General features: G+C 53.2%; 10 protein-coding genes. All 10 read left to right on the top strand.

Annotated features, from left to right (window positions below; all coding sequences use genetic code 11):
- The first annotated feature begins 51 nt into the window (after positions 1-51).
- The 10 genes from DFP98_RS21415 (at position 52) to DFP98_RS21460 (ending at position 12717) form a co-directional block, all read left to right on the top strand.
- Positions 52-1371 (top strand): MFS transporter, encoded by a 1320-nt coding sequence (locus DFP98_RS21415; protein ID WP_116062654.1) that lies wholly within the window; start codon positions 52-54, stop codon positions 1369-1371.
- Positions 1372-1456: 85 nt separating this feature from the next.
- Positions 1457-1753: a HesB/YadR/YfhF family protein gene (locus DFP98_RS21420; protein ID WP_246016629.1), complete on the top strand. Its 297-nt coding sequence runs from the start codon at positions 1457-1459 to the stop codon at positions 1751-1753.
- Between the two features lie 105 nt (positions 1754-1858).
- The gene (locus DFP98_RS21425; protein ID WP_116062655.1) at positions 1859-2827 is read left to right on the top strand and encodes an aldolase catalytic domain-containing protein; all 969 of its coding nucleotides are present in this window, start codon (positions 1859-1861) and stop codon (positions 2825-2827) included.
- Between the two features lie 192 nt (positions 2828-3019).
- Positions 3020-4816, top strand: coding sequence for a cache domain-containing sensor histidine kinase (locus tag DFP98_RS21430; RefSeq protein WP_181917838.1), 1797 nt, complete (start codon positions 3020-3022; stop codon positions 4814-4816).
- The gene (locus tag DFP98_RS21435; protein ID WP_116062657.1) at positions 4809-6314 is read left to right on the top strand and encodes a response regulator transcription factor; all 1506 of its coding nucleotides are present in this window, start codon (positions 4809-4811) and stop codon (positions 6312-6314) included. Before DFP98_RS21430 ends, DFP98_RS21435 begins: the two co-directional genes overlap by 8 nt.
- Positions 6315-6675: 361 nt before the next feature.
- Positions 6676-8520, top strand: a complete 1845-nt coding sequence (locus DFP98_RS21440; protein ID WP_147310255.1) for a right-handed parallel beta-helix repeat-containing protein — start codon at positions 6676-6678, stop codon at positions 8518-8520.
- 7 nt (positions 8521-8527) lie between these two features.
- Entirely contained in the window at positions 8528-9460 is a 933-nt protein-coding gene (locus tag DFP98_RS21445) for an ABC transporter permease (protein WP_116062659.1), read from the top strand.
- Positions 9461-9475: 15 nt separating this feature from the next.
- Complete coding sequence (locus DFP98_RS21450; protein WP_246016630.1) at positions 9476-10354, top strand: carbohydrate ABC transporter permease; 879 nt, start codon at positions 9476-9478, stop codon at positions 10352-10354.
- A gap of 55 nt (positions 10355-10409) precedes the next feature.
- Positions 10410-12002: an extracellular solute-binding protein gene (locus DFP98_RS21455; RefSeq protein WP_116062660.1), complete on the top strand. Its 1593-nt coding sequence runs from the start codon at positions 10410-10412 to the stop codon at positions 12000-12002.
- Between the two features lie 112 nt (positions 12003-12114).
- Complete coding sequence (locus tag DFP98_RS21460; RefSeq protein ID WP_116062661.1) at positions 12115-12717, top strand: SGNH/GDSL hydrolase family protein; 603 nt, start codon at positions 12115-12117, stop codon at positions 12715-12717.
- Positions 12718-12764 lie beyond the last annotated feature (47 nt).

Raw genomic sequence — 12764 nt, forward strand, 5'->3', positions numbered from 1 at the left:
CATACAGAGCATCTCGAGGCAAGATTCGGTACAACATGGGGGAACATCGCGATGAGCGGTTGGATCAGCGGAATGAAGCGCTCGCTCACAGTTCGCAGCAGCGAATCCGAGAATCGTAAAAGTTTAAGAATCTCCTTGATCGAAGGTATTCCGGCGAACATATTGGCAAATCTGCTGGGCGGTCCGCTGCAAACCGTCTTTTTGACCTATTTGGGGTTTTCCGCTTTTCATATCGGCTTGGTGCTGGCGATTCCTCCATTCGCTCTGCTGATTCAAGTGCTGATCGCCTTCGTGATGCAGAGCTGGCGCAATCGTCGCTTTTTCGTCGCGTTGTTCGGTATCGTTCATCGGACGATGTGGGTCGGAACCGGACTGATCCCGCTAACGTTTTCGGAGGATGCATGGATTCCCGTCTATTTGGCGATGTGGCTCGTCTGCATGATTTCCGGTCAGGCGGGGGGCGTCGTGTGGACCTCTCTGATGGCGGACATCGTTCCCGCAAGCGTCAGGGGAAAATATTTCGGCATTCGCAACACGGTACACTGGGCCGTCGTCTGCATTACGCTGCTGCTCGGCGGGCAGATTATGGAGTGGCTGCCGGGTACGCAAGGATTCGTCGTACTGTTCAGCATAAGCGCCGTCTGCATTGTTTGGAACGGCTGGGCGCTGACGCGCTATCCGAACCCGCCGTTTCAGCCGTCGGAGAGCGGGAAGTCGCTGCGCATGTTCTCTCGTCCGTTCACGGACCGAAGGTTTCTGACCGCTACGCTGTTCATTGCTTTGTTTATTTTGCTGCAGAACGTTGCGGTTCCGCTGTTCTCCTATGTCATGCTTGAGGTGATGAAGCTGAGCGCGAGCAAGGTCACTTTGATCATTATGCTGCAAAATCTGGTGATGATGATCAGCTATTACTATTGGGGCCTGCTCAACAGCCGATATTCGACGAACGCGCTGTTGCTCTGGACGTTTCCGCTGATCGCAGGCGCATGCGCGATATGGGGGATTATGGCCGTCCTGCCCGCGCTGCTCATTCTGATCGTCGCGCATGTGCTGCTCGGCTTCGGATTGGCCGGCTATAACTTGCTCGTCTTCAACTTTTTGATCGGGGATTCGCCGAAATCGGAGCGGCCGATGTACGTCGCCGTATTCTCGGCATTCACGGGCATTGCGGGCTTCATCGGACCGATCGCGGGCGGGTGGCTGTACGACCAGGCGGCCGGCGGGCCGATGTGGGTGCAGTCCTACGGCATTTCGATGTTTGCCGGAGCTGCGCTGCTGGCGCTGTCGGCTGCGGTCGCGCCGCTCGTGTTCAGAAACGGATCGGCACCTCGTAGACCGCCAACCGACGCCGCGATCCGACGAAATGTATAAATAACAAAGCAATCGGCCGAATCTCGTGTGATTCGGCTCATTTTCTTATCAGCGGAATAAATGTAAAATGAAGAGGTACCCAAAATTGAAAGGTGAGGTGTTGGATATGGAATTGATCGTTACGCCTTCCGCGCTGTCATGCTTCAAAGGGGAATGGGGAATCGCCGATGGGGAAACGGTAAGAGTATTCGTGCGATACGTTAGCGGAGGGGAGCTTCCTTTTGCCTTCGGCATTACGCGGGATACGCCGATCGACGCCGCAGTGACGGCGGTCGCCGAGAAGGTGACCTTCTATATGGAGAGCAAGGACGTCTGGTTTATGGAAGGTAAAAGCTTATGCATCGATTGTCACGGAGACGGCATCGTATTTCAATTCTCCTAAAATTGGCGGATTAAAGGTAGCAAACACGGGCCGTTTGATGTAAACTAATAATCATTATATTTCGACACAGGTATCCGCGGGGCCGAGAAAGGGAGAATTACAATCATGACGGTACATAGCAAGACGAATCACTGCAAGATCGTGGACTGCACCGTCCGCGACGGAGGTTTGGTCAACAACTGGGATTTCAGCGTAGAGTTCGTGCAGGATCTGTACAAGTCCTTAAATGAAGCCGGCGTAGAGTACATGGAAATCGGCTACAAAAACTCTCCTAAGCTGCTGAAGAGCGAAGGCAAGGAAGGGCCGTGGAGATTTCTCGACGACGATTTCCTGCGCAAGGTCATCGGAGAGAAGAAACGCACGAAGCTGTCCGCGCTCGTCGACGTCGGACGCGTAGACGAGAATGACGTGCTGGAGCGCAGCGAGTCGATGCTCGATCTGATCCGCGTCGCTTGCTATGCCCGCGACACGGCGAAGGCGATCGAGCTTGGCACGCTGTTCCATAAGCGCGGCTACGAGACGACGATCAACATTATGGCGCTGTCCGGCGTTATGGACAACGAATTAAACGAATCGCTGGCGATGATCAACGACAGCCCGATCGATATCGTGTACATCGTTGACTCCTACGGCAGTCTCGATTCGGACGACATTCGCTATCTGGTGGAGAAGTTCAGCCGCTCGCTGAAGAACAAGCGCTTGGGCGTTCACACCCATAACAATCTGCAGCTGGCGTTCGCGAACACGTTGACCGCCGCACAGCTCGGCGTCGAGCTGCTGGACTCATCCGTCTTCGGCATGGGACGCGCCGCCGGCAATACGCCGACAGAGCTGCTGCTCGCCAAGCTCACGCGTCCGGAGTACAGTCTTCGTCCGGTGCTCGGCATGATCGAGAAGCACATGGTTAAGCTGCGCGAGAAGGAAGAGTGGGGCTACCTGATTCCCGACATGATTACGGGCACGCTGGATGAGCATCCGAGATCGGCCATGGGCTGGAGAGCTTCCGACAAGCGCGACCTGTTCACGGAGTTTTACGACAAGATGACGACTCCGGAAGTTTTTCACGGGAAATAAGCGGAACGGGTAATCTTATAAGCAATCCAAGAGGAGTCTCATCCGGGATCGGAGAGGCTCCTTTTTCATGCATTCCCACAAGACGACATGCCGGAACGGATGAAAAACACATGGACGAGCGATGGCGAATGTGACATCATAGATACACCCCTACATCGGGGATTTACCCTCATGCATCGTGCGGAGGAACTCATGTATAAGCAGATCGTTTCCTACACCCAGAAATATAGATTGAGCTACCGTATGATTTTGACCAATATTTGCATTGCCATATTGCCCATTCTCCTGCTTGGATTTGTGGGCTATTTCTCGTATGTCCATATTATGAAGCAAAACGCACTGGACAATATCAATCAATTCGTTAATCAAACGAACGATCGGTTCGAAGAATATTTTAGTCGCGTCGACTTGCTGGCCAAGTCCGTCTTCTATAACCGGAACATCCAACAGGTCATGCTGGATAATATGTCCTGGCGGGAAACCGACGCTTTGTTAAGAAATATGAGTTCTTATATGTCGCTTGACCCGACGATCAAGACAGTCGGGATGATTAACGCCGACGATTACCGGATCGTCTCGACGGGACAATTGCTGTCCGGAGAAATGATAGATTATATCCGCAACAAGCAACAAACGGGTTCGATTAACGGCAAAATCAAAATCTCTCCGCCCATGGGCAGCAAGGAGCAAGGATTGCTGGCGTTCTCGCAGGTAAAGTCGATTCAGCGCAATCGTTACTTGCAGGGAATCTATATCGGCGTTCTGCTGCTGGATACGAAATGGATTCAACAGATTTTGCATACGAGCGGCCTGGACAATAAAGCGATCGTGTATATCGTGAACGAAAACGACGATCTGATCGGAGCTTCGGACGGGCGGCACGACTTTGCGAATATTCGCACGCTCGTTCGGGATCTTCCGTCGAATCGGGTGTCCGACGTCCGTATCGAAAACGGGAACTACCTGTATCAATCGATTCCGATCAAGAGCCTGGATTGGAAGTTTATCGCGCTAATCGACAAAGACAAGCTGCTGGAAAAAGCCAATATTATTCCCTATGCGTTGATTGCGATCGTGGCGGTCATGATGCTGATCGTCTTCCTTGCCGTCGTATCTTTCAACATTCGTCTCACCCACCCGATTACTAAAATGGCTGACGCGTTCGACAGCGCGGCGAGCGGCAATCTGGACGCCAAGCTGAAATTCGGCTATAAGAACGAGATTACGGTGATTCAGGACCATTACAACAATATGCTGGACCAGATCAAAGGGCTTACCGATCATTTGCTCCAATCGCAGCGACAGCTTCATGAAACGGAGATGGACAAGCAGTTGTACCAACTGAACGGGCTGCAGAGCCAGATCAATGCGCATTTTCTGTACAACGTGCTGCATTCGATCCGGGGAATGTCGCTTTCCAACGCCAAGAGGGAGGTCGCGATGGCGATCGATAATTTGGTTTCCTATTTTCGCTACATTACCCGTACGGACGAGTTTGTTCTTCTGTACAAAGAGCTGGAACACTTGGAAAGGTATATCGCTATCCAGAAAATTCGCTTTGGCGAACGTCTGCAATTCAAGGTTTCTTTGGCTCCGGCGCTTGGGGGACAGTCAATCGTAAAGCTCATATTGCAGCCGCTCGTCGAGAACGCGCTATTCCATGGGCTTGAAGAGAAGAGCGGACGCTGGATCATCCGTATTAAAGCCGTCGCCACGGAGAAGGACGAACTGCAAATCAAGGTCATGGACAACGGCCTTGGAATGAACGAGAGCAAGGCGGCGAACTTGCGCTCCGAGCTTGAGCGGATGTCTGGCGCTTCCGCCGGAAGCGGCGGCTTTGGGCAAGGCATCGGACTCGTCAATATTCATAAAAGAATCCGCATCTATTACGGGGAGCCGTACGGGCTGTCAATCAAAAGCTGGCAGAATAGGGGAACGATCATCACGATTACGGTCCCACTAAGGGGCGGGGGAGACACCGATGCATAACTTGATTCTGGTAGACGACGCACCGTGGATTCTAAAAGATATGGAACAGATAATCGATTGGAGCGAAGCGGGATTTCGCATCTTGGCTGCGGTCGGCGACGTCAACGCCGCGGAAAGCCTGCTGCGGAGTCACTCCATCGACGTCGTTATCAGCGACATCCGTATGCCGGGCAAAAGCGGGATGGACTTGCTGACGTTTATCAATCGGGCGTCGCCTCGAACGCTGGTCGTATTTATGAGCGCCTACGGAGAATTTGCCTATGCCAAGGAAGCGTTGGAGAAAGGCTGTTTTCACTATATGTTGAAGCCGGTCAACACAGAGGAGCTGCTGCACACGTTGGAGAGATGCTCCCGGCGGCTCGCGGAGCAGGAGCGGGACCGCGAAGCGCGAGAGGCTTACGGCAATTCTATGCGGTTTCTGGAATGGATCGAGAACGATGTCACGATTCGGCAGGCTGTTGCGCGGTTGGCGCCGAAGGGGGCTGCCTTCCCTTCTGCTAAGCGGTATTCGTTCGCGACGGTTAAGGGCAAACGGCCCTTTGCGGAAGACGAGCTGCGCCAATTGGACAATCTGCTCGCGAGTTATCGGATTGCATCTTGTCGCTGGCAAACGAGCGCATTCAAATGGACGTTGTTAGGGGGATGGCCCGACTTTCGCCCGGCCGAGCTTCGCAAGCTATGGCGCGAGCTTAGGAGTTTATCGGCCGATCGGGAGTGGGACATCGGAATCAGCTCGCTTGCCGGCTCGGAGCACCGGATCGGGCGGCTCTATCATCAAGCGAACACGATGGCGGAAACCTCGATGTTATATGGCGGCGGCGAAAGCGCCATCTATCGCTATAGGCCCGAAGCGAACGCGGCCGTGCCGGCGCTGCGGGAGCGGATCGCCAGAGCGGCAAGGCTGGAGCATCTGGAAGCAGCGTTGTTCGAGGTGCATAAAGGCATCTCCTCTAAAAAAATTCATATTGGCGGCCTTGTCGAGATCTACAATCAATTCGTCGTTTCCGTCGCAGGTATCCGTTCGGGGAGCGAGCCGGACGGAGCGGACGCAATCACCGGACAAGATCTCATTTTACATTGCGGGAATCCCGGCGATTTGTTGGAGGAGATGAGAAGCCTTGTCGACGAGCAGAAGAAGAAACCCGACGAAGCCGGCTCGCTGCAGGTCGTGGAGGACATCGCGAGAGATCTCGACCGGCTGTACGCTCACCGAATTTCGCTTAAGGATATGGCTCGCAAATATTTCCTCAGCCCGAATTACCTGAGCCACCTGTTTAAACAGGAGAAGGGACAAAGTTTCATCAATTATTTGATTCAAAGAAGGCTTGAAGCGGCCGTTTCTTTGCTGGAGCAGGACATTTCGCTGTACGAGGTCGGACGGATGGTCGGTTACGACGACTATGCCCACTTCAGCAAGCTGTTCAAGAAGCACGTCGGTCTGTCGCCGTTCGAATATAAGCAATCCATGAAACGTCAGCCCGGGCAAGCCTCCTCATAAACTTCCGGACAGATGGGGCTGTCCCATAAGTAGAGTCGTACAAGATGATCGATAAAGAAATAGTGCATGTATCTTCTGGAGACTGCCTCATACGGTCCTGAAATTACCCTATTACGGGTTTACCATTCGGATTTCAGGATCGTATAGCAGCGTAAGGAGATACATGCACGACAACACTCTCTATCGATCATTCTTTTGTACGGCTTTTTTTGCTTATGAGACAGCCCCATTTGTTTATAGGGAACAAGGTTCGCAACAAAGCACATCCGAGTATCCGAACTAACCACATATAACGGGAGGATCGTCTGTGGCACAATCAAGCTAGGTTGTTAACCAGTAAGTTGTCCGGGGGGGAAAACAGTTGAATTCAAGCAGGAGACACACAAGCGCAGCGCCGATGGAAGCGCAATCGATTCGGATAGATTGTCCGGCAGCGGGCGACCGGCGGAAAGTCAGCGTTAGCGAATTCGGAGCGCAACCCGTAGAAGGATTCTGTAATGGGGAAGCGTTTCGGAAGGCGATCGAGTATTGCAGACAGGAAGACATATCCGAATTGGTTGTTCCCAGGGGCATCTATCGCTTCATAAGCGGCGAGCACCCGGTGTTCGACGGTCTGCGGGACTTTCGATTCGACGGCGGGGGCTCGGAATTGATTTTCTCAACCGCAGCTGCGTTCGTTACAATCCGTCATTGCGAGCGGGCGGTATTCGAAAATTTCACCGTGGATTGGGATTGGGATCAAGAACCGCTGGCTAGCATTGGCCGGATACGCCAAGTCGCGGAGGACGGCTTGTCCTTCGAACTGGAACTTCCCGAATATGAAGGCGTTCCCAAGAGGTTCGATATACGTACCTTGAATCCGATGAACCCGCGCACGTTGACGCCCGGCTGCGAGGGAGGCAAGGAATTTAGCGGAGAGCCTTTGGGGCCTGTAACCGTCGTCGCCCGGAATGCGTTGCGCATCGAGCTTTCGAATGCGGCCGATTACCGCTTCCTGAAACCCGGTCAGACGTATATCGTCCGGCATTACGTATATGACGCGAACGGGTTCGAGCTGCAGGGTAATCGGCACCTGCGCATGGCCGATATTACGATCTATTCGGCTCCGGGGCATGCGTTCGTCGTAAGCGGCGAGCAGCGCAATTGGACGTTGGACGGCTGCAGGGTCGTCAAGCGGCCCGGGACGACGCGCTGTATATCGGCCACCGCGGACGGATGCCATATCAGCAATTCACAGGGGCATTTTGTGATTGAAAATTGCGATTTCAGCTATAACGGAGACGACTGCTTAAACATCCATGACAATTCCGTTCAAGGGTTCGAACGAATCGGAGTCGCAAAGCTCCGGCTAAGCCGCGTGTTCAAGTGGCGCAATCCGTTCGCCGAAGGCGATCCGATCGAATTTCGCCGAACGGATTTGTCTCCGACCGGAATCGTCGCCCGCATTGTCGAGGCGCAGTGGGACGAGCGCGGAGAGGGCTGCACGATCGAATTCGAGGCGCCGCTTCCCGACGACTTGGTCGGCAATGAAATTTTGTTTAACCGAAAATACGATTCCGGCCGCTATGTCGTCCGCCGCAACTTTTTTCATCAAAATCGGGCCAGAGGCGTTCTACTGCATGCAGGCGACGGATGGGTGGAAAATAATCATTTTTATCTGAATCAAGGCTCGGCGATTCAAATCGAATGCGGCGCGGAGTCGCGTTGGGCGGAGGGCTTCGGGGCGGAGAATGTGACGATTCGCGGCAATCTGATCGAGAGCTGCGATGTGAACCATTGGAATATGGCCGTCATCTACATGGGGGTTTACCTGGAGCAGGGCAGAACGCGTTATCCCGTCTTTCGCAACATTTGCATAGAGGACAACACCATCGTGAACTGTCCGCAGCAGGCCATCTTCGTATCCTCGTGCAATCGGGTTTTCATTCGCAACAACGCGATTATGAATTCTAATACAGGACCGCGCAAAACCGCCGAGGACGGAGACGGCAATTGCGTCTCTAATCGCGAGCTGTACCTGGGAAGCTTGATGGTCAGCCACGCCGAGGACGTTACGATTGAGAACAACCGAAGATTGACGATCGTTCCCGCGACCGAGGATGGAATATGCGTCGACCCGGAGACGACGGACAATGTGCTTGTGCGAAACAATACCGGATTCGGCGACCGGAGCGGCGTCGATGAGCGGACGAAGGAGAGCGGGTGAGAACGACATGGCAGCGAGAGCTGTAAATACGCAGGGGGCCGACGACGTTGCGCGGCGGATAAGCAAATATAAAATGCTCTATGTCATGCTGCTTCCGGCCGTCGTGTTCCTGATTATTTTTAACTATATTCCGATGTATGGAGCGACGATCGCGTTTAAGGACTTCTGGATGACCAAGGGCATTCTGGGAAGTCCGTGGGTCGGCTTCGAACACTTCGAGAGGCTGTTCGCGACCGACAAGTTCTGGCAGGTGTTCCGGAACACGATCGAGATTAATCTGCTGCGGCTGTTGTTCGGATTTCCGGCTCCGATCGTGCTGGCTATTCTGCTTAACGAAGTCCGGCACAAGCTGTTCAAGCGTTCGATTCAGACGATCGTTTATTTGCCGCACTTTATTTCATGGGTGACGATAGCGGGCATTATTTTTTCTCTTCTTTCCAACGAAGGGCTTGTCAACAAAATCATCACCGCATTCGGAGGAGAGAGCGTTAATTTTCTGACGAGCAATGCCATGTTCAGGCCGCTTCTCGTGCTCTCGGGCATATGGAAGGAGGCCGGCTGGGGGACGATCATCTTTTTGGCCGCTCTGGCGGGCGTTAATCCGGATCTGTACGAGGCGGCTACCGTTGACGGAGCCAACCGGTTTAAGCAAATTGTGCACATTACGCTGCCCAGCCTGCTTCCCGTCATCTCCATTTTGCTGATCTTGAATTTCGGCAGCATGATGAACGGCGGGTTCGACCAGGTGTTTAACCTGTACAACACGATGGTGTACGAGAGCGGCGACGTTATCGACACATATGTGTACCGCATCGGATTAACGCAAGGAAAATACAGCATGGCGACCGCGATCGGACTGTTCCTGAATATCATCAATTTCCTGCTGCTGATCCTTGTCAACCAAGCGGCGAAGAGGATGAGCGGTCAAGGCATCTATTAAAGGAGGCGTTCCTGATTGGTCAAGTCGACGAGCCTCTCCGGCAAAATTTTCGACGGCTTCAACATCTTGTTTCTTCTATTCATGGCCGCGATTACGTTGTATCCTTTCTGGCACGTTCTTGTCGGCTCTGTCCTGCCTTACGAGGAGTCGATCAAATCCGGCTTTCATTTGTTTCCTCGCAAATTGTCTTTCGAAGCGTACGAGTACGTGTTCTCCAAGGACACGCTCGTCCGCTCTCTGATCGTCTCCGTCTTCGTGACGGCGGCGGGAGCCTTGTATCAGTTGTTCATTACGGCGATTACCGCCTATCCGCTGATCAAGCAGGATCTCCCGGGAAGAACGGCGATCTTTCTATTCATTATTTTTACAATGTTTTTCGGCGGGGGGCTTATTCCTTACTATTTGCTGATCAAAACGCTGGGACTGGTCAACAGCCTTGCGGTCATGATCGTCCCTGCGGCGCTAAGCGTCTACAATATGGTGGTGTTGAAGACGTTCTTCCAGAACATACCGAAGGAGCTGGAAGAGTCCGCGACGATAGACGGCGCCGGCTATATGACCGTCTTTGCCCGCATCGTGCTGCCTCTGTCCGTTCCGGCCCTGGCTACGATCGGCCTGTTCGTCGCGGTCGGACAGTGGAACAATTGGTACGTTCCGATGCTGTTTCTCAATGACAAGGGACTGTGGCCGCTAGCCATGGTGTTGAGGGACATCCTCATCAACAACAATATGGAGCTGACTCGGGGCGGCAGCTTCGTCAGTCAAGAATTTATGCTGGCAGACACGATCAAGAGCGCCATCGTTGTCGTCTCCGTCGTTCCGATCATCGCCGTATACCCGTTTATCCAAAAGCATTTCGTGAAAGGGGTGATGATCGGTTCGATCAAAAGTTGATCCAGTTCGGGGAAAATATTATGCTTACTAAATCATTCAGGGGAGTTGGACATGCATGTTTAGAAAAAAACTGGTGCTGATGTTATTGGTCGTATTCACGGTGGCCAGCATTCTGTCGGGCTGCGGCGGAAGCAAAGATAACGGGGCGGAAGGAAGCGGTTCTTCCTCGCCAAGCGGAGGAGAGGAGAGCAAAGCTGCGCAATCGGCGGAGCCTGTCGAGCTATCCGTATTCAGCTGGATGTTCGAAGGAGCCGATTCTCCGGATTCCGTCATCTACAAGAAGCTGCAGGAGAAATTGAACGTTAGGCTGAAGCCGGTTACGGCTTCCTGGAACGACTGGGAAGAGAAGCTCAACGTGATGATCGCCTCGGGCGAAATGCCCGACGTATTTGTCTCTTACGGCATCGACCGCCCGGTTCAATATCGCCAGTGGATCAAAGAGGGAATGGTGCTGCCGATCTCCGACTATGCCGATTCGTATCCGAATATCCGCGATTCTCTCGCCAACTTCGAGATGCTGGCCAAGACGACGGGAGGCAAGCACTACGCGCTGCCGATCTACAATGAGTCGGGAAGCGGCAAGGACGCAGTCAGCGGACATAACATTCTGATCCGCAAGGATTGGCTGGACATGCTCGGATTGTCCGTTCCGACTACGATCGACGAATTTTATTCGGTAGCCAAAGCTTTCACGGAGAACGACCCGGACGGCAACGGCAAGAAGGACACGTACGGATACACATCCAGCTCGGGCGGCGTATGGTGGCAGTACCCGATCTTTAACGCATTCGACACAAGCACGGAGCGCTGGGAGAAAAAAGACGGACAGTGGATGCCGGAAGTGATCTCGGAAGAGACGAAGGAAGCGGTCACGTTCCTGCATCAAATGTATAACGAGAAAATGCTCGACCCTGAATTCATGCTGAACACGGACGACAAAAAAATCGAGAAGTTCGTGACCGGCAAAGTCGGAATGATCATTCATAATGCCAACGCGACTTTCTATAACGACATTTACAACAAGTTTAATCAGGCTAAGCCCGAGGCGGACCCTAAGTCGATCTTCACCTGGGTTGGCACACTGAAGGGCAAGACGGGCATTCAGCGCATGGACGGCTTCAACAACTTCTGGTGCGAGACTTCGATCAACGCCGGCATCTCCGAAGAGAAACGGCAGAAGGCGCTGGAATTGCTGGATTTCCTGCTCTCGGACGAGGGGCAAGACCTGATGCTCAACGGAGTCGAAGGCGTTCATTACAAGAAGGACGGAGACACTGTCGTCTCGCTGATGACCGACGAGGAGAAGACCAAGGACAAAGGCTTCAGTCTTAAAGCTTTGGTATCCTGGAATACCGACTACTTGCCGGACACTACGCCCAACAAAGCGGAAATCGTAGCCTTGTCCAAGTCTACGGGCGATTACGCCGTTTCCAATCCGCTTGCGTACTTGAATATCGACGAGGATGCTCTCGATCCAAGCATTCCTAATCAACTGACAGACTTTGTGAACGAGGAGATTGTTAAACTGATCGCCAACTCCAAAGACGTCGCCGCGGATTTCGACAAATTCAAGGAAGCCTGGCTGTCCAAGGGCGGCGCCAAGGTGATCGAGGAAACGAACAAGCAAGCGACGACTGAAGGTCGTTAAACAAAGAGAAAAACTTTACCGGAAGGGACTATTTCGGACGGCGTACGGCGCCGGCTGCGCGAATAGTCCCTTCCTTATTGATTTAATATTAGGCGAAAGAGGCGAACAACTCATGTTTAAGGAAGGGCAGAGAATCGTATTTATCGGAGACAGCATTACGGATTGCGGCAGGAAGGACGATCCCGAGGGAATCGGCAGCGGGTACGTCAGAATCGTGAACGATTATTTGTCGCTCATGTTGCCCGACGTTACGCTCCGAGTGGAGAACAGAGGCGTCAGCGGAGAGACGATACTCGATCTGAAAGCTCGTTGGCAGGAGGATGTCGTGGCGCTTAAGCCCGATTGGCTGTCGGTGTCGATCGGCATTAACGACGAATGGAAGCAGGTCGGCCCGGAGCGGTACAGGGACACGTACAGGAAGCTGCTGCGAGAGACGATCGGCCAATGCGGGTCATCCCTCGTGCTCATGGAAACGACGATCATCTCGGAAAATCCGGACGACGGCAGCAACGAACGGCTGCAGCCTTATAATCGGATCGTCAGGGAAGTGGCGGAGGAGTTTGGGGCGATTCTTGTGCGGCAGAATGAGCTGTTTCAACGATACTTGCGGGCTCAGCGGGGGAAAACTCTCACCTACGACCAGGTTCATATGAATTCGGCAGGCAACTTGCTCATTGCGCTCAACTGGCTAAGGGCTTGCGGGATCATCTCTTGAATAAGAAAAGGAGGAAGCCGCCCGATGCATGGCGGCTTCCTCTTTTG

The sequence above is a fragment of the Cohnella phaseoli genome (assembly GCF_003386235.1).
In the GTDB taxonomy this organism is placed as follows: Bacteria; Bacillota; Bacilli; order Paenibacillales; family Paenibacillaceae; genus Cohnella; species Cohnella phaseoli.

What these genes read in the sequence shown, in the direction of transcription:
- DFP98_RS21430 (WP_181917838.1), top strand. Translation starts at nt 3,020, where the DNA reads ATGTATAAGCAGATCGTTTCCTACACCCAGAAATATAGATTGAGCTAC.
- DFP98_RS21455 (WP_116062660.1), top strand. Translation starts at nt 10,410, where the DNA reads ATGTTTAGAAAAAAACTGGTGCTGATGTTATTGGTCGTATTCACGGTG.
- DFP98_RS21445 (WP_116062659.1), top strand. Translation starts at nt 8,528, where the DNA reads ATGGCAGCGAGAGCTGTAAATACGCAGGGGGCCGACGACGTTGCGCGG.
- DFP98_RS21460 (WP_116062661.1), top strand. Translation starts at nt 12,115, where the DNA reads ATGTTTAAGGAAGGGCAGAGAATCGTATTTATCGGAGACAGCATTACG.
- DFP98_RS21415 (WP_116062654.1), top strand. Translation starts at nt 52, where the DNA reads ATGAGCGGTTGGATCAGCGGAATGAAGCGCTCGCTCACAGTTCGCAGC.
- DFP98_RS21435 (WP_116062657.1), top strand. Translation starts at nt 4,809, where the DNA reads ATGCATAACTTGATTCTGGTAGACGACGCACCGTGGATTCTAAAAGAT.
- DFP98_RS21425 (WP_116062655.1), top strand. Translation starts at nt 1,859, where the DNA reads ATGACGGTACATAGCAAGACGAATCACTGCAAGATCGTGGACTGCACC.